The sequence below is a fragment of the Lysobacter antibioticus genome (genome assembly GCF_001442535.1).
GTDB classification, from domain to species: Bacteria; Pseudomonadota; Gammaproteobacteria; order Xanthomonadales; family Xanthomonadaceae; genus Lysobacter; species Lysobacter antibioticus.
The window spans coordinates 4,901,248-4,921,015 of the sequence record NZ_CP013141.1; the positions used below are offsets into that span (position 1 = coordinate 4,901,248).

Below are 19,768 nucleotides of genomic sequence, written 5' to 3' on the forward strand. Positions count from 1 at the left end.
TGCCACCTCACCACACCCCACGTCACACGACCCATACGTAAGGAATCGAAGTCATGAGCCACACCCTGCCGACCGCCGATCAACTCCGTACCGACTGGGCCACCAACCCGCGCTGGGCCGGCATCACCCGTCCGTATTCGGCCGAGGACGTGGTGCGCCTGCGCGGTACCGTGCCGGTCGAGCATTCGATCGCCAAGCTCGGCGCCAACAAGCTGTGGAAGTCGCTGCACACCGAAGACTTCGTCAACGCGCTCGGCGCGCTGACCGGCAACCAGGCCATGCAGCAGGTCAAGGCCGGGCTCAAGGCGATCTATCTGTCGGGCTGGCAGGTCGCCGCCGACGCCAACATCGCCGGCGAGATGTACCCCGACCAGTCGCTGTACCCGGCCAACTCGGTGCCGCAGGTCGTGCGCCGCATCAACAACACCCTGCTGCGCGCCGACCAGATCCAGTGCTCGGAAGGCAGCGGCGATGTCGACTTCCTGCAGCCGATCGTGGCCGACGCCGAGGCCGGCTTCGGCGGCGTGCTCAACGCCTTCGAGCTGATGAAGGGGATGATCGAGGCCGGCGCTTCGGGCGTGCATTTCGAAGATCAGCTGGCTTCGGTCAAGAAGTGCGGCCACATGGGCGGCAAGGTGCTGGTGCCGACCCGCGAAGCGGTCGAGAAGCTGGTCGCCGCGCGTCTCGCCGCCGACGTCATGGGCGTGCCGACCCTGATCGTCGCGCGCACCGACGCCGAGGCCGCCGACCTGCTGACCGCCGACATCGATCCGAACGACCAGCCCTTCACCACCGGCGAGCGCACCGTCGAAGGCTTCTACAAGACCCGCAACGGTCTCGACCAGGCGATCAGCCGCGGCCTGGCCTATGCGCCCTATGCCGACCTGGTGTGGTGCGAAACCGGCAAGCCGGACCTGGAGTTCGCGCGCAAGTTCGCCGAGGCCATCCATGCCAAGTTCCCGGGCAAGCTGCTGGCCTACAACTGCTCGCCGAGCTTCAACTGGAAGAAGAACCTCGACGACGCGACCATCGCCAAGTTCCAGAAGGAAATCGCCCGCTACGGCTACAAGTTCCAGTTCATCACCCTGGCCGGCTTCCACAGCCTCAACTACGGCATGTTCAACCTCGCCCACGGTTATGCGCGCCGCCAGATGAGCGCGTTCGTGGAACTGCAGGAAGCCGAGTTCGCCGCCGCCGAGAAGGGCTTCACCGCGGTCAAGCACCAGCGCGAGGTCGGCACCGGTTATTTCGACGCGGTGACACAGACCATCCAGGGCAACCAGTCCTCGACCGTGGCGCTGAAGGGTTCGACCGAGGAAGAACAGTTCCACGACGACAGCAAGGCAGCCGCCTGAGCCGTCGTTCGCACGTCGCAAGGGGATAGGGACGAGGAAGGGCTCCGCAAGGGGCCCTTCTTCGTTGTGGCGCGCGGCACGACGGGCTGGGAGTCGGGAATGGGGAATGGGGAATGGGGAATGGGGAATGGGGAATGGGGAATGGGGAATGGGGAATCGGGAATCGGGTTGGGACGCCGTGGAGGAGCGGCCCGTTCAAGTGTGCTGCGACAAGCCGACGTCGCCCTCGGTGTCGGGCCCCCGATGCGGTCGGCCGCCGGCTGCTGGTCGGTCCGAGCGGGCGAGGGCCCGGTCGCCGGTCACCATGAACAGGCCGCCGCGACTTCGCCTGGGCCGGCCCTTCCCGCGAAAAACGCAAGCCTCGCGCTGTTTCCTGCGCGCAACACCTTGTCGTCGCGGCCACGATATTGCAACGTAATGGCTGCGCAATGGTCCGCGGATGCCGGCGCGGGCTGGCCGTTTCGGCCGCAAACCCGCGTTAGCAGTTCAGACCAGATGCTATCCTGCTGGTGGAACCCCACAGGATGAGGGGTGTGGGGAGATCGGGATGAATCGCGACATGGCGGTGCCCTCGATGGGCCGCGAAACCGACAACTCGACGACGACCGCGGCGCCAACGGACGTGGCTATGGCCGTGCTGACGCCCGGCGAATTCGAGCTGTTCGCCGAGATCGGGCGGCCGCGCCGGGTCGAAGCCGGGCAGGTGCTGTTCCGCCGCGGCGAACTCGGCACCACCATGTTCGTGATCGCGCGCGGTGCGATCGTCCTCGACTTCGGCGACGACCTGGTCACCAAGCGCCTGGGCGTGCGCGAGTTCTTCGGCGAGCTCGGCCTGCTGATCGGCGACCACGCCCGCAGCGCCGATGCGATCGCCGCCACCGACGGCCTGTTGGTCGAACTGCGCCACGAAGAATTTCAAAGGCTGGTCGACCGCGACCCGTCCCTGGTCTCGTACTTCCTGCGCCGCGCGATCATGCGCGTGGTGCTCAACGAACAAAGCCTGATCCGACGCCTGCGTCGCCGCAACCAGGACCTGGAAGCGGCGCTCGACAGCCTGTATGCGACGACCCACCAGCTCAATCAGACCGAAGAGCTGATCCGCACCGACGACCTGACCGGCCTGTACAACCGCCGCGGCCTGACCCTGCACCTGCAGGAAAGCCGCACCGTCGGCATGCCCGACACGATGGGCCTGATCCTGATCGACTGCGACCGCTTCAAGCAGGTCAACGACGACCACGGCCATCTGGTCGGCGACCGCGTGCTGCAGAGCGTTGCCAACATCCTGCGCTCGGTGGCCGGCCCCGAGGACATCGCCTGCCGGCTCGGCGGCGATGAATTCTGTCTGCTGGTCGCCGCCTCGACCCGCCAGGACGTGATGCGCTTCGCCGACTTCATCGTCTCGACCGTGCACGGCCTGCTGCTGATTCCGCAATCGCCGCCGACCATCTGTCCGGTCAGCGTCGGCGCCTGCCTGGTCAGCGCGAAGCACGAATGGAACGACTGGTATGCGCACGCCGACGGCGCGCTGTACCAGGCCAAGCGGTTGGGCGGCAACCGTGTGCATTGGCAGGACGCGGAACTGACGTCGGCATGAGCCGCGTCGACAAGGATGCCGTCATGAACGACGCCCACCGACCTAACGCCGACGGGCCGCAATTGCGGACGTTGTTGCTGACCGACCTGTGCGATTCGACCACCCTGGTCGAACGCCTCGGCGACGGTCCGGCTGCGTCGCTGTTCCGCGAGCACGACCGCCTGGTGCTGCAGTTGCAGCAGCGTTGGCGCGGCCGCCTGATCGACCGCTCCGACGGCTTGCTGCTGTTGTTTGAGCGGCCGATCGACGGGCTCGGCTTCGCCCTCGACTATGCCCGCGGCCTGCGCGAGCTCGGCGCGCCGCGCAAACTGACCCTGCAGGCGCGCGCCGGCCTGCATGTCGGCGAAGTACTGACCTGGCGCAACAGCGACGAAGCGGTGCAGGTCGGCGCCAAGCCGGTCGAAGTCGAAGGCCTGGCCAAGCCGATGGCGGGCCGGCTGATGGCGACCGCGCGTCCCGGCCAGATCCTGCTGTCGGCGATCGCCGAACCGCTGGCGCACCGCGCCGCGCGCGAACTCGGCGAGCGCGGCCAGCAACTGCTGTGGAAATCGCACGGCCGCTGGCGCTTCAAGGGCGTGCCCGAGCCGCAGGAAATCTACGAGGTCGGCGAGCCCGGCATCGCGCCCTTGCGCGCGCCGCCGAACGGGCCCAAGGCCTGGCGCGACATTCCCTTGTGGCGGCGTCCGGCCGCGCTCGCCGCCGAAGTCGCCTTGCTCGCGATGATCGGCACCGGCGTGTGGTTCGCGACCCGGCCGCAGCCGGCGATCGCCTTCAACCAGCGCGACTGGGTGGTGGTCGGCGACCTGCGCAACCTGACCGGGCAGGGCGTGCTCGACGATTCGCTGGAACAGGCCTTCCGCATCAGCCTGGAGCAGTCGCGCTACGTCAACGTGCTGTCCGACCTCAAGGCGCGCGACACCCTCGATCGCATGCAGCGCAAGGTCGACACGGTGCTCGACCGCGCGGTCGCCTCGGAGATCGCGCTGCGCGACGGCGCGCGCGCGGTGATCCTGCCGACGGTGGCCGAAGTCGGCGGCCGGGTGCGGGTCAGCGCCGAAGTGATCGATCCGCATACCCAGACCACGGTCTATGCCGAGTCGGCCGACGGCGTCGGCGCGGCCTCGGCGCTGACCTCGATCGACGAGGTCACCAGCGCGCTGCGCGGCAAGCTCGGCGAAGCGCTCAAGAGCATCGACAAGGATTCCGAGCCGCTGCCCAAGGTCGCGACCGGCAACCTCGATGCGTTGCGCGCCTATGCGCTCGGCAGCAAGGCTTATGCGCATCGCCAGTTCGACGAAGCCCTGCAGTACTTCCAGCGCGCGGTCCAGATCGACCAGAAATTCGCCCTCGCGCACATGGGCATCATGCGCGTCTACGTCAGCAACGCCGACACCGACAAAGCACGGCCCTACCTGGAGCGCGCGCAGGAATTGCGCGACCACCTGACCCCGCGCGAAGCCCTGTACCTCGACGCCTGGGCGGCCGAATTCGGCCCGCAGCCGTCGCTGCATGCGCCGGGCAAGTGGAAGCTGCTGGCCGGGGTGTATCCGGATTACTTCGCCGGGCGCTATCAATACGCCTGGTCGGAGTTCCTCGCCAACCGCTTCGACAGCGCGCTGGCCGCGACCACCGCCGCGACCGCGCCGCAGGAGCCCTTGCGCAACGTCGCCTTCGAGCTGGCCGGGCGCATCCACTTGTCGCAGGAGCGCTATGCCAAGGCTCTGGATTCCTTCAAGCAGGCCGAACTCAGCGGCCATTACCCGCCCAACCGCCGCCATGCCTCGGCGCTGGCGGCGATGCGCCGTTTCGACGAAGCCAACCGCATCCTCGATTCGCTGACCGAGCAGGGCCGGTCAGTCAGCGGGCACCTGCCCGACCAATTCGAGCGCATCGCCGTGCCCCTGGACCAGGGCCAGTACGCCAAAGCCGCCGAGATCGCGCGCGAAGCCGCGCGCGCTTCGCGCGGCGCCAGCATCCTGGTCCGGCATCCGTTGCGGTTCACCGAGCTGGTCGTGCGCAGCGTCTCCGGCAAAGACCAGCCGACCTCGGCCGAGATCGAGCTGTTCGCCGATGCGGTGCTGGCCGATGCCGGCAAGCCCAACAGCGCCGACCACGACGATCTGGCCTTGAATGCGCTGGCCGCGGTGCGCCTGGCCCAACGCCAGGGCGACCGCGCCCTGGCCGAGCGCCTGTTGCCGCGCGTGGTGAAGGCGGTCAACAGCAGCGGCAGCAGCCTGTCGCGCAAGTTGCTGCAGGTCGCGCGCGCCGAGCAGCTGCGTCTGGCCGGTAAACCCGATGAGGCGATCCGCGAATTGCGCGGCCTCAGCGACGGCAGCGAACCCTTCCAGGCCCACGTCGCCTTGCGCGATGCGCTGCTTGCGGCCGGTCGCAAAGACGATGCCGCCACCGAAACCCGTTGGATCGCCGCCCATCGCGGCCGCGCCTACGCCGATCCGGCTGGCGGCCAGGTGTATCTGGCGATGAACGTCGCCGATGCTTCGGTGGCGCAGCGCGACACGGCGAAAGCCACCGTCGCCGTCGCCGCGGTCAAGCCAGGCGGCTGATCCGCACGGCGGTGCCAGCCTGCGCAGACGCGCAGGCCGGTCGATTCGAGCCGATGCCCGGTCCGGCGCATCGGACTAGCGCTCCGAACCGGGTTCTCCGAACGGTTGCTTCGAACTGGTGTTCGAACTTGTGTTCGAGCTGGTGTTTGGCGACCGATACGATCGATCAGCGCGACGGCAGGCCCCCGCCTACCGTCGCGCCTGCACTCAAGCCAGGGTGCTGCCCGAGCCGCCGCCGAGGCTGGCCTGGACCTGACCGACTTCGAGCATGAACACGACGGTGTGGGTGCCGGCCGCGGTCAGGTTGCCGCGCAGCTCGTCGCGCGCGGCCTGCACTTCTTCCTTGCTGGCCAGCGAGTTGACCCGCAGGCAGCTGGCACCGGCCAGCGCCGCCTGGGTCTGCTGCGGCGCGAGGCCGAGGCTGTTTTGCAATGCGGCGCCGGGGTCCTTGGCGAATTCAGTGCGGAACTTGTCGTCCGAGCTGAGCAGATCGAGCAGGCGGTCGGCGACCTCGGGTGCCAGCGGCGGGTGCCCGTTCTTTTGATTGTTGTCGATAGACATCTGTTTCCCCTTGTGAAGACCCGTTGCGGGTCTGTCTGCGGCCGAATTTATCGCTGTTGAGGAGCGGCGAACAGCATCCGCTCACCCGCCTAGCACGCAAAAACGCCGAATCGCCGGCCATTCGCGCCTTCGCGCGGTTCCGTTGGTCGGTCCGTAGCCCTCTGCGGCGTACCCGTTCAGCTGCGATGCGCGCGCTGGAACGGCAGTGCGGCGATGGGCATGATACGGAGCCCGCATGACCGGCCGGCGGCGATCCGCTCGCCGCGCCGCGACCATCGCCGCCGCCCAGGACTCTCGATGCGCATCCGCCGTTGCTCCGTGCTTTTCCTCGAGCCGCGCGAGCACGTGGCCTTCGATCTGTCGTCGCTGCTGTCCGGCGGCGCCGGTTTGTCGCGGCAACTGCGTTGGCTGGCGCTCGCCGCCCACCTCGACGGCGAGGTCGAAGTCGACGCCGCACAACGCGAACTGCTCGGTCGCCTGAGCCCGGGCGACTGGATCGAAGCCAGCGCGCTGGGCACGGCCGATGCCGCGGCGCTGGCGCAGTTGCTCGAAGCCGGCCTGGTGCTTTGCGACGCGGCCGACGCGAACCCGCAATGCCTCGTTTACCGCGAACGCGACGAACGCCTGCGCAGCGGCCATTGGTTTGCGCCGGCGGCGATGCTGCATCGTCTGGCGCGTTGGCAGGGGCTGGACGCCGTCGCCGCGATGGACGCCAACGAGCTGCATACCGCGGCCGACCTGCGCCGAAAACTCGGCGCGCCGCCGGCGCCGGTGCTCGAACGGTGCCCCGCCGAACAACGCATCGCCTTGCCGCGCACCGACGGCAACGAGTTCGATGCCTTGCTCGCGCGCCGTTCTACCTGCCGCAACTTCGATGCCGTGCGCACGCTGCCGCAGGCCCTGTTCGCGCACATGTTGCAACGGGTGTTCGCCGCGCAGGCCCTGGTCAAGGTCGAGGACGACACCGTATTCCTCAAAAAGCACACGCCGTCCGGCGGCGGCCTGCACGCTACCGAGGCTTATCTGATCGTGCAGCGCGTCGACGGTGTCGAGCCGGGGCTGTATCACTACCACGCGCTCGATCACGCGCTCGAACCCTTGCCGGCACCGCAGGCGCCGCTGCACGAGTTCGCCTTGCGTGCGCTGGCCGGGCAGCACTGGTTCGCCGATGCGCCGGCGATGGCGGTGCTGACGCCGCGGTACGCACGCAGCTTCTGGAAGTACCGCCAGCACGCCAAGGCTTATCGCGCCCTGGTGCTCGACAGCGGCCACCTGTCGCAGACCCTGTATCTCAGCGCGACCGAGCTCGGGCTCGGCGCGTTCGTGACCTCGGCGATCAACGAAGTCGACATCGAGCAAGCCTTCGGCCTCGACGCGCTCGCCGAAGGGCCGTTGGCGATCTGCGGCTTCGGTTGGCGCGGCGAGCGCATGACCAACGCCGAGTTCGACCCGGCCGGCGCGGTCTGGGGCGCGGGCGCATCGCCCGGCCGATCGCCCGGCCGATGAGGCGCTGCAACGCAGCGTGCCAGCCGGCGGGGCGACGCCCGTCGTCGGCGGGCGCATCCTGAGGCCTCCGTATCCCCCGATTGAGGCGCGACGCCATGTGGCCCGACCGTCGTATCCAGGACTTGTTCGGCATCCAATTGCCGATCGTGCAGGCGCCGATGGCCGGCCCGACCCTCGCCGACATGGTGATCGGCGCCGCCCAGGCCGGCGCGCTGGGTTCGTTACCCTGCGCCCTGCTCAGCGTCGAACAAGCGTATGAGCAATGCCGGTTGATCCGCGCCGCGACCGATCGTCCGCTTAATCTCAACTTCTTCTGCCATCGCCCGGCGCCGGCCGATGCCGGGCGCGAATCGGCCTGGCGCGAGCGCCTGGCGCCGTATTACCGCGAGTTCGGCCTCGACCCGGCGATGCCGGTGCCGGCCTCGGACCGCACCCCCTTCGGCGACGCCTACTGCGAACTCGTCGAAGAGGTGCGGCCGGAAGTGGTCAGCTTCCACTTCGGCCTGCCCGAGCCGCGCCTGCTCGATCGCGTTCGCGTCGCCGGTGCGCGCATCGTGTCCTCGGCGACCACGGTCAGTGAAGCGCGCTGGCTGGAAGCGCAGGGCTGCGACGCGATCATCGCCCAGGGCGCCGAGGCCGGCGGCCATCGCGGGTTGTTTCTCGGCGACGAGCTCGAGATATCCACCCAGGTCGGCCTGTTCGCGCTGTTGCCGCAGGTGGTCGATGCGGTGCGGGTGCCGGTGATCGCCGCCGGCGCCATCGGCGACGCGCGTGGCATCGTCGCCGCGTTCGCGCTCGGCGCGGCGGCGGTGCAGATCGGCACCGCCTATCTGTTCTGCCCGGAGGCGAAGTTGTCGCCGCTGCATCGGCAGGCCTTGAACGAAGCGCGCGACGACCAGACCGCGCTGACCAATCTGTTCACCGGGCGTCCGGCGCGCAGCATCGTCAACCGCCTGATGCGCGAGGTGGGGCCGATGTCGGCGCTGGCGCCGGCGTTCCCGCTGGCCGGCGGCGCGCTCGCGCCTTTGCGCGCGCAGGCCGAGGCAGCCGGTGCCGCCGATTTCATGTCGTTGTGGTCGGGGCAGGCAGCGCGCCTGGGCCGCGAATTGTCGACTTACGAACTGACCCGGACCCTCGCCGAGGAAACCCTGGCGCGGTTGCGGCGCTGACGGTCGGCTGCGCCGCGGCACGCCGACCGTCGCGCGAAAACTGAGACCCAGAGCGGGTTCTTGCGCCTGTTGGCGGTAGCGTCGTGGCTGCTAAGCTCGGCCGAACCGCCGGTCGGCGCCGCGGCGCTCTGCGCGAGCGGGCAGGCCTCGTCGTGTTGCACATCGCGATGCCGGCGGCCGAATTCCTCAGGTCGTTCCGTCGTCGGCCATCGACCGTTGCGGACCGGCCCGGGGCGAAGTTTCCTCGCGGGGCCGATCGAGGAGGGAGGGGATCGCGACGGATGCGCGCTCGATGCCGGCGCATGCGACCGAAGCGTTCGCCTTCCGCACGGATCGGATAAGGATGGTCTGATGCGTTTGTTGTGTTCCGCCTCGCGCCTGAACCGCGAGGCCGTGGCGAGCACGGGCTCGAAACGCCGCCGTTGGGCGATGATCGCCCTGCTGGCGGTCTGCGAGGTGTCCTGGGCGCAGGGCGTATTGGTCGGTTGTCCGGGGTCCACCCCTGCGCGCGCGCTGCCCGAGCCGGCGCTGTGCCTGCAGCGGGCGAAGCTGGCGCCGGCGCAGGCCGCCGGCGAGAGCGGGGTCAAGGCTTTGTTCGCGCGGTCCAAGGCGCAACTCGATGCCGGCCATATCGAGGACGCCGAGCGCTCGCTCGATTGCGCCGAGGCGGTGATCGGCGGCGAGGGCAATGCCGCCCTGCGCTACGAACTGGAGCGGCGGCGCGGCATCCTCGACTTCCGCCGCGAATGGATCCCGCAGGCGCTGGCACGGTTCGAGTGCGCGGCGAGCTTGTCGAGCGCGCTCGACGATTCCGCCGCGACTGCGCGCGACCTCAGCAACGTCGGCGCCGCACTGCGCCGTCTCGGCGACTTCCGCGGCGCCTTGCGCAGCCTGACCGCCAGTCTCGACCTGCAGCGCAAGCGCGGCGAGGTGTCCGGCGCGGTCTTGAACAACATCGCCGACGTCTACCGCGAACTGCGCGAGACCGACACGGCGATGCGTTATTACCGCGAGGCGCTGGCTTCGTACCGGGCCAAGGGCGAGCCGGTCGAGGCCGCGCACGTGCTGGAGACGATGGCCGAGCTGGCGCTCGACAGCGGCGATGCGCCGCAGGCCTCGGCCTGGTTGCAGGAGGCGCTGAGCGTGTACCGCGCCGGCGGCAACCGCGTTTACGAGTTGCGCGTGCACGACGGCCTGACCCGGGTTGCATTGGCGCAGGGCGATCTGGCCCAGGCGCAGCGTTGGAGCGCCGCCGCCCTGGCCCTGTCGGATACCTGGAAGCTGCCGCTGCCGCCGGCGCTGCAGTTGCAGATCGCCCGTACCGCGCAGTTGTCGGGTGCGACCGCCGCCGCGACCACGCGCTTGCGCGAAGCCCTGGCGACGATGCCCGAAGGCGACCCGATGCGGGTGCCGTTGCTGCAGGAACTGGCCACCGCGCAGGAACGCGCCGGCGATGCGCCGGCCGCCAACGCTACTTTGCGCGATGCCTACAGCAAGGCGATCGCGCTGGCGCACGCCCAACACGACCGCCAGTTGGACTGGTTGCGGGTCCGTTTCGAGTCGGCCGAGCAGCAACGCACCATCGCCGCGCTCGAAAGCGAAAACCGTCTGCGCAGCGCGCAGTTTCGCCAGCGCACCCTGTTGTTGGGTTTCGCCGCGGTGCTGGCGGTCGCGGTGTTGCTCGGCTTCTTGCTGTTGCAGCAGCGCCGGCATCAGCGCGCGCGTTTGCGCGAGGAGGCGCAGCGGGTGCGCCACGAAGAGGAACTCGCCCGTTACCGGCGCGAAGCGGACGCTTTGGCCGAAGACCGCAGTCTGTTGCAGGGCTTGCTCGACAGCCGCGACGAGCCGTTGTGCCTGCTCGATGCCGAAGGCCAGGTGCTGGCGGTGAACCGTGCCGGCCGGCTTTGGCTCGGGGCGGGCGAGGACGAGATCCTGGTCGGGCAGCCGGTGTCGGTCTTCGTCGGCGAAACCGGTCGCGCCGCCCTGGCCTCGGCGCTGGAGCGCATGGAAGACAGCGCCGGGCAACGCGTGCAGATCGCCGCGCGCGAAGGCGCGCCCCTGGTCGCGACACTCGAACCCTGGTCGGGCGGCGACGGCCTGATCTTGCTCGCGCCGCACGATCGCGAAGTCGCCGCGTCGCCGGCGCCGTCGCTGTCGCCGGTCGAGATCGCAGCCGAGCCGGCCGATGCCGGCGTCGAGCCGTCGGTGCGCGACGGTTTCCGCCGCAGTCTGGTCGAACTGATGCTGGCCTCGATCGAGGCCTGGGAACGCACCACCGGCACCAGCCGCCTGGAGTTCGCCGAGAAAAGCCGGATCTGGCGGGTCAACATCGACGATGGCCGGCTGCGCGCACGCGCCCTGGAACGCTACCTCACCGTCGCCAAGCTGCCGCGCAACCCGCGCTGGCGCGACGTGCTGCGCTCGGCGTATTTCGTGCTCGGCCGTTGCGACGGGTTGGCGCCGGAAACCCGCGTTTCGCTGCAGCACTGCGTCGATGCGGTGCTGGCCTACACCCGGCGCGACGCCCTGGTCTGACCGACGCGACGTTCCCTGTCGTGTCGGTCAGTGGAACGCTGTGGGTGGCACTCGATAGGCGCTCAGGGGGCACTCAAGGTTTCGGCGGGCAGACCGCGCAGGCGCCGCTCAGGCCCTGGTCGAGCCGATAGCGCTCGTGGTGGCTGCCGTCCAGGTATTCCTTGGGGCCGAGCACGAAGGGCACGGCGTCCTTCAGCGGCGCGACGATCTTGCAATAGCTGACGATGGTCGCGGTGGCCGTGTCCCAGTCGTCCTCTTTCTCGACGATGCCGCACTTGTTCATCAGCTCGTGCAGCTGCGGGCCGTCGAATTCGAACTTGGCGACGATCTTCGGCGTCTCCTTTTCCTTGATGCACCAGTCCGCCGGCACGACCTCGTGGGCCCGGCCGGCGAGCGGCGATGCGAGCAGGACGCCGAACGCGAGGGAGACGACTGCGCGGGACAGGGACATGGGCGATCCGAAGAAGAAGGGCGTGTTTCCAGAGTAGGTGCAGCGGCGCGACGGACGCCAGTTCGGTCGCGGGTATAAAACGGGAATCAATTCGCCTAAGGCTTTGTTTCTTATGGCGTCGCGCCCCCGCTGCGCTCGGCGCCGGCCGGCGCCATGCCTTGCGAAAGCGCCGCTGCCTGCGCCGCAGCCGGGTCCCGCCGCGCTTTCGACCCGCCTTGCTCCCGGCATGGCCCGGCTTCGTCCTTGGCCGCGGCGGCGGCGCTGCCTAGCTTGGATTCGGCGCCACAGCAGCGCCAAAACGCCGGGGAACGGGTGCCGCTTCCCCAGGCGTCGAGTCCAGGGACGGCACGCCCGTCCGTATCGCCCCCTCTGAATCCATCACCTCGCAAGGAATCGCCAATGAAGTCGAAGTCTCTCGCCGCCGCAGTCGTCCTGCTGTTGGGCAGCACCTACGGTGCATCGGCATTCGCCGCCGCCAACCCGGTCGATACGGCCGGCATCCAGCACAACATGTACCTGGGCTGCCTGCTCGACACCGGAGCGACCCAGGCCACCTCGCTGGCCTATGTGGTCGACAAGTGCGGTTTCGACGCCGGCATGTCGACCGAACAGTTCGTCAAGGCCAACCAGCCGATCCTCGATATCGAACCGACCATGCCGCTGGCGCAGAAGATGGCGTCGCAGCGCGGTCGCTACAGTGCGTACGAGTTCTCCTTCTTCGAGCGCATCGACCAGGTCGTCGCCAAGGCTGCCGACCTGGACCAGGCCGATGCCATGTTCGCCGAGCTGGAAGCCGAAGCCATCGCCCAGCTCGACGCCAAGTCGCGCAACGGCAAGGCCATCCTCGGCGGACTCAGCGTCGCCCGTCATTCGAGCCAGTTCTGGGCCAAGCACGTGGCCGAGACCGGCGGTACTTCCAGCACCGGCAAGCGCCGCTGGTGGCACTGGGTGATCATCGTGGCGGTGGACGTCGGCGGCTACCTGCTGTCGGAGAACGTCGGCACCGCGGCCAGCGCCTCCAACACGGCCCACGAGATCCTGCCCCCGTAAGCGAGGTTCGACCTCGACCGAGTGCGGGCGATCCATTGCGTCGCAGGTTCGCTGCGCGCCCGACATCGAAGGATGAAACCAGCCCGGTTGCAGGATGCGGCCGGGCTGTTTCGTTTGCGGGGCAGGGCGGCGGGGCGCTTCGGAGCATCCCGAGTCGGGTCGGCATCGGGTCGCCGCGCACGCCGGCGCGGCCTCGAATCCGCGGACGGACCGGCCATCGTCGACGGCTTGAGCCCCCCGGTGCGGCGTGGCAGGATCGCGCGGGTGACCGGCAGGCCGCAGCGACTCGGCCGTGCGCGGGTTCGCGCCAGCCTGGGTGCGTCGCGGCAGACCGGTCTTCAGCGGGGCGATACCGCAAGCGGGCCGATGCAGCGCCCGGCACGATCGGCAACGTACGGCGCTTGGGGCCGGGGGATTACGCCGTGCGAGGGAAGCCGGCGTCCCAATCGATCAGGAATCGAGAAGCGCCGAACGCGAACCGCACCTAGCATGACAGCACGTACCCCAACCCACAGGACGACTGCCATGAACATCAGCATTCACGCGTGCTTCCTCCCGCACAACGATGCGGACGCGGCAATGACTTTCTACCGCGACACCCTCGGCTTCGAAGTGCGCAAGGACGTCGCTTACGGCGGCATGCGCTGGATCACCGTCGGCCCGGTCGGCCAGCCGGCGACCTCGATCGTGCTGCATCCGCCGGCCGCCAGCCCGGGCATCACCGACGAGGAGCGCCGCACCATCGCCGAAATGATGGCCAAGGGCACCTACGGCATCATCACCCTGGCCACGCCCGATCTCGACGCCACCTTCGCGCGGCTCGAATCGGCCGGCACCGAAATCGTCCAGGAACCGATCGAACAGCCCTACGGCGTTCGCGACTGCGCGGTGCGCGACCCCTCCGGCAACCTGATCCGCATCAACCAGCTGCGCTGAGCCGTCGAGCGAATGCCGTCATGACCCGCAGCGACGTCGCCAGCGCGGCCACGGACCTCGGCAGCGACACGGCGCGGGCCTCGGCTCGGCCGGCGCCCGCGGCAACGCCATCGAGTAAGCGCGGCCGCTCATCGATCTTGATCGCTCGGCGTTACCGTCGATCGCCGCCACACGCTTCCACCACCGACTGAGCGCATCCGCCCGGCAATCCGCCGGGGCCGGGTGGCCGGTCTTCGCAGGAGGTCCTCGTGAACTGGAACAAATGGATTCGGCAGATCCACCGTTGGCTATCGATGATCTTTACGGTGACCGTGATCGCGACTTTCATCGTCCTGGCGCAGGAAAAGCCCATCGTCTGGGTATCCTACGTGCCGTTGGCGCCGCTGGCCTTGTTGCTGCTTTCCGGGCTGTACCTGTTCGCGCTGCCGTATGCGAGCAAGTGGTTCGGCAAACGCGGCGGCGCAAGCGGGCCGTAAACCGCGCGCGCTCGCCGCGCATCGCATGCCTTGGACGGTGGCCGGCCCTGCCGGCGGCCGCGCCAACTCGCAGCAGCATCGCCGCAACCGCGGCGATGCTGCGGGCACTGAATCCAGCGATGCCCCCCCGAGCCAGACCGCGCCCGCGCAGACATCCCGCCCCACCGATGGAGACACGATGAGTAAGGCCACGAGGAAGAACACGCCGTCGTCCGCGCCGCACGCGGCCGACCGCCACGACCTGATCCGCGTGCAGGGTGCGCGCGTGAACAACCTCAAGGACCTCAGCGTCGAGTTGCCGAAGCGCCGCTTGACCGTGTTCACCGGCGTGTCCGGGTCCGGCAAGAGCTCGCTGGTGTTCGGCACCATCGCTGCCGAATCGCAGCGGCTGATCAACGAGACCTACAGTTCCTTCGTGCAGGGTTTCATGCCGTCGATGGCGCGCCCGGAAGTGGACGTGCTCGACGGCCTGACCACGGCGATCATCGTCGACCAGGAACGCATGGGCGCCAACGCCCGCTCCACCGTCGGCACCGCCACCGACGCCAACGCGATGCTGCGCATCCTGTTCAGCCGCCTCGGCAAGCCGCATATCGGCTCGCCCAACGCGTACTCCTTCAACACCGCCTCGGTGCAGGCAGTCGGCGCGATCACGGTCAAGGGCGAGACCAAGCGCCAGACCTTCAACCGCACCGGCGGCATGTGCCCGCGTTGCGAAGGCATGGGCCGGATCTCGGACATCGACCTGACCCAGCTATACGACGACAGCAAGTCGATCAACGAGGGCGCGATCACCATCCCCGGCTACAGCATGGACGGCTGGTACGGCCGCATCTTCAACGGCTGCGGTTTCTTCGACCCCGACAAGCCGATCCGCAAGTTCACCAAGAAAGAACTGCATGATCTTCTGCACAAGGAGCCGACCAAGATCAAGGTCGACGGCATCAACCTGACCTACGCGGGGTTGATCCCGCAGATCCAGAAGTCGTTCCTGTCCAAGGACGTCGACGCCCTGCAGCCGCACATCCGCGCTTTCGTCGAGCGCGCGACCACCTTCAGCGCCTGTCCCGACTGCGGCGGCACCCGCCTCAGCGAGGCGGCGCGCTCGTCGAAGATCGGCAAGATCAACATCGCCGACGCCTGCGCGATGCAGATCAGCGACCTGGCCGACTGGGTGCGCGGCCTGAAGGAGCCCTCGGTCGCGCCCTTGCTCGCCAAGCTGCTGCACACCCTGGATTCGTTCGTCGAGATCGGCCTGGGTTATCTGTCGCTGGAACGGCCGTCGGGCACCTTGTCGGGCGGCGAAGCGCAACGCACCAAGATGATCCGCCACCTCGGCTCGTCGCTGACCGACGTCACCTATGTCTTCGACGAACCGACCATCGGCCTGCACCCGCACGACATCCAGCGCATGAACGAGTTGCTGCTGCAGCTGCGCGACAAGGGCAATACGGTGTTGGTGGTCGAGCACAAGCCCGAAGCGATCGCGATCGCCGACCACGTCGTCGACCTCGGTCCCGGTGCCGGCTCGGCCGGCGGCACGGTCTGCTACGAAGGCAGCGTCGAAGGCCTGCGTGCCAGCGACACGCTCACCGGCCGTCATCTCGACGACCGCGCCTCGCTCAAGCCGAGCGTGCGCAAGGCCAAGGGGCAGTTGCAGATCCGCGGTGCCAGCAAGCACAACCTGCGCAAGGTCGACGTCGATATTCCGCTCGGCGTGCTGTGCGTGATCACCGGCGTGGCGGGTTCGGGCAAGAGCTCGCTCGTGCACGGCTCGCTGCCGGCGGACGAAGGCGTGGTGTCGGTCGACCAGGGCGCGATCCGCGGCTCGCGCCGCAGCAACCCGGCCACCTACACCGATCTGCTGGAACCGATCCGCAAGGCCTTCGCCAAGGCCAACGCGGTCAAGCCGGCCTTGTTCAGCGCCAACTCCGAAGGCGCCTGCCCGACCTGCAATGGCGCCGGCGTGATCTACACCGATCTGGCGACGATGGCCGGCGTGGCGACCACCTGCGAGGACTGCGAGGGCAAGCGCTTCGAAGCCTCGGTGTTGAAGTACAAATTCGGCGGCCGCGACATCAGCGAAGTGTTGGCGATGCCGGTCAGCGAGGCCGAAGCCTTCTTCGGCGCCGGCAAGGCGCACACCCCGGCCGCACACGCCATCCTGCAACGGCTGGTCGATGTCGGCCTGGGCTACCTCAGCCTGGGCCAGCCGCTGACCACCTTGTCGGGCGGCGAGCGCCAGCGCCTCAAACTCGCCACCCACATGGCCGAGAAGGGCGGTATCTACATACTCGACGAACCGACCACCGGCCTGCACCTGGCCGACGTCGAACAACTGCTCGGCCTGCTCGACCGCCTGGTCGACTCCGGCAAGTCGGTGATCGTCATCGAGCACCACCAGGCGGTGATGGCGCACGCCGACTGGATCATCGACCTCGGCCCCGGCGCCGGCCACGACGGCGGGCGAGTCGTGTTCGAAGGCACCCCGGCCGAGCTGGTCAAGGCCAAGTCCACGCTGACCGGCAAGCATCTCGCGGACTACGTCGGCGCCCGCGGGAAGTCGTCGAAGAAGTCCTAGGACGGTTGGCTCGGGTCGTCGTAGAGGCGCCGAGCGATCGAGATAATCGCAACAGCGTTGGCTTTCGGGTTCCTGTGCATGTCCAGGTTATGCACCGGCTTCAAAAAGGTGAGCTTCAAAAGATCGAGGCACGGCGCCGGCCGCTGAGCGCAGGCGCAACCGCGGCCGAACGCCGGCTCCTGAAACACGTTTCCGAACTCCGGAAACGCCATCCAAGATATTGTTTAAAAAGGAAAGTCGGCAGCATGCGGGCTTCCCAGACAGGAACCCGCCATGCCAAACCTGCCGTTCACCCCAGCCGCCATCCGTGCCGTCCCGCTCCGCGCAATCCTCGTCCGACTGCTGGGTTGCGCCTTCGTGTTGCTGTTGTCCAGCGGCGTGGCGCATGCCCAGTCGCTTCCCGACGACCGCCAGGTCGCAGCGGTGATCCAGGACTACCTGCAGGGGAGTTCCTACAACCGGACCGAGCAGCTGCGACGCGCGTTCCATCCCGATGCCCGCCTGTACCTGAGCCAGGGGGCGAACGGCATGCGAGAGGTGGGTGTTGAGGAGTATGTCGGCTGGTTCAGCAAGAACCCGGACCAGTTCAATGGGCGCTCCGGCCGTCTGATCAGCGTGCAGGTCGAGGGCAACATCGCGACCGCGAAGGCGGAGATCCTGGTCGGCAAGGACCAGGCACGCTACGTCGACCTGTTCCTGCTCAAGAAGCTCGGCGAGGGATGGCAGGTCATCAGCAAGACCGCGACCCGCTACCAGGCGCCGGCTCATGGCCGCCAAGTGGTGTTGGTCGTGTCCAATGTCGGCACGATACCCGGCACCCGCCTCAGCGCCGGCAACAGCTTTGCGGAGCTGATCCACGCCTACACCGCCTTCCGCGAAGCCGGCTACGGCGTGCAGTTCGTCAGTCCCGAAGGCGGGGCCGTGCCGCTGGCCTATATCGACACCCGCGATCCGGAGCACACGGCCAGGATCTACGACGGCGACTTCATGTGGGCGTTGGCCAATACGCGCAAACCCGAGGACGTGAGTGCTGTCGACTATGCCGCGCTGATGTACATCGGCGGCAGCGCCGCGATGTACGGCGTCGTCGATCACCCCGGCCTCAAGGCTCTGGCGGTCCGCATCTATGAACAGCGGCAGGGCATTGTCTCGGCGGTCTGTCACGGCAGCGCCGGCCTTGCGAACCTGACGTTGTCCGATGGCACGGCGCTGGTCAGCGGCAAGCGCGTCACCGGTTATCCCGATGCCTTCGAAGACAAGCAAGCGCCGTACTACAAGACCTTGCCGTTCTCGCTCGAGCAGCGCTTGCAGGAGCGCAAGGGCCTGTTCCGTTACGGTGCCCGCAACAGCTCGCACGTGGAAATCGACGGCCGGCTCGTCACCGGCATGAACTGGCAATCCACCCGCGACGTCGTCAAGGCCGTCATCCGGCAGTTGGAGGCGTCAGGTGCGCCCAAAGCGATATCGCCGGCAGCGACATCGCAAGATTCGAGCCACTAGCCGATCTCGTCAAAGCCAAGTCCACGCTGACCGGCAAGCCTCTGGCGGAGTACGGGGCATCGATCGTGCGGGATCAAGATCGAGCGCCCAGACGGTTGCTTCAAGGGTAGGAGCGACGCGAGTCGCGACCGCGCGGCTGCGGTCTCGCGTCGCATCGAGCCATCCAGATCGAACGCCCGAAGCTCTCGCCACCAAAGCGGCGGGTCGCTTTCTTTGAGTCGCCGATCGTCCCGTGAGTGCCAAGCTTGCTCTAGGTCGCGACCTCGCGATCGCCGCGCCGATACCCGATCGCCTCGGTCAAATGCGCCGTGGCGATCTGCGGGCTCTCGGCAAGATCGGCAACGGTGCGCGCGACCCGCTGGATGCGGTGCATGGAACGCGCCGACAGTTGCAAGGCATCGACGGCGCGTTCGAGCAAGGCATGGTCGGACTGGCTGAGGACGCAGGTCGCGGTGGTCTCGGCCTGGCTGAGCTGCGCATTGGTCTTGCCGCTGCGCCCCAACTGGCGTTCGCGCGCGGCGACGACGCGCTCGCGGATCGCGGCGCTGCTTTCGCCGCTGGGTTGGTCGGGGCGCAGCGCCGAAGAGGGCAGACGCGGCACCTCGATGTGCAGGTCGATGCGGTCGAGTAGCGGGCCGGAAATGCGCGCGCGGTAACGGCGGATCGCGTCGCCGGCGCAACGGCAGCGTCCGCTGCTGTCGCCGGCCCAGCCGCAAGGGCAGGGGTTCATCGCCGCGACCAGTTGGAAGCGCGCCGGGAACTCGGCGCTGCGCGCCGCGCGCGACACCGTCACCACGCCGGATTCGAGCGGCTCGCGCAGGACTTCCAGCGCGCGCCGTTCCCACTCGGGCAGTTCGTCGAGAAACAGCACGCCCTGATGCGCGAGCGAAATCTCGCCGGGGCGCGGATCGGCGCCGCCGCCGACCAGGGCGACGGCACTGGCGGTGTGGTGCGGCGAGCGGAACGGGCGTTCGCGCCAGCGCGCCGGGTCGAGACCGTGGCCGTGCGCGCCGCCGGCGACCGACGCGATCGCCGCGGTCTCCAGCGCTTCGTCTTCGCTGGCCTCGGGCAGCAGGCCGGGCAGGCGCGAGGCCAGCAGGGTCTTGCCGCAGCCCGGCGGGCCGATCAGCAGAAGGTGGTGACCACCGGCGGCGGCGATTTCGAGGGCGCGCCGGGCCTGCGTCTGGCCGCGCACATCGCGCATGTCGAGGCCGGGCGCACGCAGCAGCGGTGCGGGCTGGGCCTGCGGCAGTTCGGCGCGGCCGCAGAGCATCGCGCAGACTTCGAGCAGGGTGCGGCCGGTGCGCGCTTCGACGCGGCTGGCGAGTGCCGCCTCGGCGCCGTTGCCGGCCGGCACGATCAGGCGGCGCCCGAACGCGCCTTCACTCTCGGCTTGGATCGCAGCCTTCAACTCGGCCTGGTCTGCGGCGTGGACTGCTGGCTGTCAGCCTTGAGCGCGGCGTCGACGCGCTGCGCTTCCGGCGATA

13 protein-coding genes and 1 pseudogene are annotated in these 19,768 nt (G+C 68.6%); 11 read left to right on the plus strand and 3 right to left on the minus strand.

Annotated elements, in window-relative coordinates:
- Positions 1-53 precede the first annotated feature (53 nt).
- From aceA to GLA29479_RS19930, 3 genes are all read left to right on the plus strand, one after another.
- Positions 54-1,355 carry an isocitrate lyase gene (aceA, locus tag GLA29479_RS19920; RefSeq protein ID WP_057972617.1) on the plus strand — a complete coding sequence of 434 codons (1,302 nt, stop codon included), beginning with the start codon at positions 54-56 and terminating at the stop codon, positions 1,353-1,355.
- A 574-nt stretch (positions 1,356-1,929) separates the two neighbouring features.
- A complete protein-coding gene (locus tag GLA29479_RS19925) occupies positions 1,930-2,952 on the plus strand; it encodes a GGDEF domain-containing protein (RefSeq protein ID WP_425478955.1) in 1,023 nt (340 codons plus the stop codon).
- A 23-nt stretch (positions 2,953-2,975) separates the two neighbouring features.
- Entirely contained in the window at positions 2,976-5,516 is a 2,541-nt protein-coding gene (locus GLA29479_RS19930; protein WP_057920241.1) for a putative peptide modification system cyclase, read from the plus strand.
- 207 nt (positions 5,517-5,723) lie between these two features.
- Here the strand turns inward: GLA29479_RS19930 and GLA29479_RS19935 are convergent, their stop codons facing one another.
- Entirely contained in the window at positions 5,724-6,077 is a 354-nt protein-coding gene (locus GLA29479_RS19935) for an NHLP-related RiPP peptide (protein WP_057919397.1), read from the minus strand.
- A 297-nt stretch (positions 6,078-6,374) separates the two neighbouring features.
- Here GLA29479_RS19935 and GLA29479_RS19940 point away from each other — a divergent pair, with 297 nt between their 5' ends.
- From GLA29479_RS19940 to GLA29479_RS19950, 3 genes are all read left to right on the plus strand, one after another.
- A complete protein-coding gene (locus GLA29479_RS19940) occupies positions 6,375-7,583 on the plus strand; it encodes a putative peptide maturation dehydrogenase (protein WP_057972618.1) in 1,209 nt (402 codons plus the stop codon).
- A 95-nt stretch (positions 7,584-7,678) separates the two neighbouring features.
- Entirely contained in the window at positions 7,679-8,752 is a 1,074-nt protein-coding gene (locus GLA29479_RS19945) for an NAD(P)H-dependent flavin oxidoreductase (RefSeq protein ID WP_057972619.1), read from the plus strand.
- A gap of 351 nt (positions 8,753-9,103) precedes the next feature.
- Entirely contained in the window at positions 9,104-11,287 is a 2,184-nt protein-coding gene (locus GLA29479_RS19950; protein ID WP_057972620.1) for a tetratricopeptide repeat protein, read from the plus strand.
- A gap of 73 nt (positions 11,288-11,360) precedes the next feature.
- Here the strand turns inward: GLA29479_RS19950 and GLA29479_RS19955 are convergent, their stop codons facing one another.
- Complete coding sequence (locus tag GLA29479_RS19955) at positions 11,361-11,738, minus strand: hypothetical protein (protein ID WP_057919393.1); 378 nt, start codon at positions 11,736-11,738, stop codon at positions 11,361-11,363.
- A 399-nt stretch (positions 11,739-12,137) separates the two neighbouring features.
- Here GLA29479_RS19955 and GLA29479_RS19960 point away from each other — a divergent pair, with 399 nt between their 5' ends.
- From GLA29479_RS19960 to GLA29479_RS19985, 5 genes are all read left to right on the plus strand, one after another.
- Positions 12,138-12,788: a hypothetical protein gene (locus GLA29479_RS19960; RefSeq protein WP_057919392.1), complete on the plus strand. Its 651-nt coding sequence runs from the start codon at positions 12,138-12,140 to the stop codon at positions 12,786-12,788.
- 525 nt (positions 12,789-13,313) lie between these two features.
- On the plus strand, positions 13,314-13,724 hold the full coding sequence (locus GLA29479_RS19965; RefSeq protein WP_057919391.1) for a VOC family protein: 411 nt from the start codon (positions 13,314-13,316) through the stop codon (positions 13,722-13,724).
- A 248-nt stretch (positions 13,725-13,972) separates the two neighbouring features.
- Positions 13,973-14,200 (plus strand): hypothetical protein, encoded by a 228-nt coding sequence (locus tag GLA29479_RS19970; protein ID WP_057972621.1) that lies wholly within the window; start codon positions 13,973-13,975, stop codon positions 14,198-14,200.
- A 178-nt stretch (positions 14,201-14,378) separates the two neighbouring features.
- Complete coding sequence (locus GLA29479_RS19975) at positions 14,379-16,781, plus strand: ATP-binding cassette domain-containing protein (protein ID WP_057973285.1); 2,403 nt, start codon at positions 14,379-14,381, stop codon at positions 16,779-16,781.
- Between the two features lie 273 nt (positions 16,782-17,054).
- Entirely contained in the window at positions 17,055-18,281 is a 1,227-nt protein-coding gene (locus tag GLA29479_RS19985) for a nuclear transport factor 2 family protein (RefSeq protein ID WP_057972623.1), read from the plus strand.
- Between the two features lie 250 nt (positions 18,282-18,531).
- Here the strand turns inward: GLA29479_RS19985 and GLA29479_RS19990 are convergent.
- Positions 18,532-19,692 (minus strand): annotated as a pseudogene (locus tag GLA29479_RS19990) (YifB family Mg chelatase-like AAA ATPase); the annotation flags it as partial.
- Between the last annotated feature and the right edge of the window lie 76 nt (positions 19,693-19,768).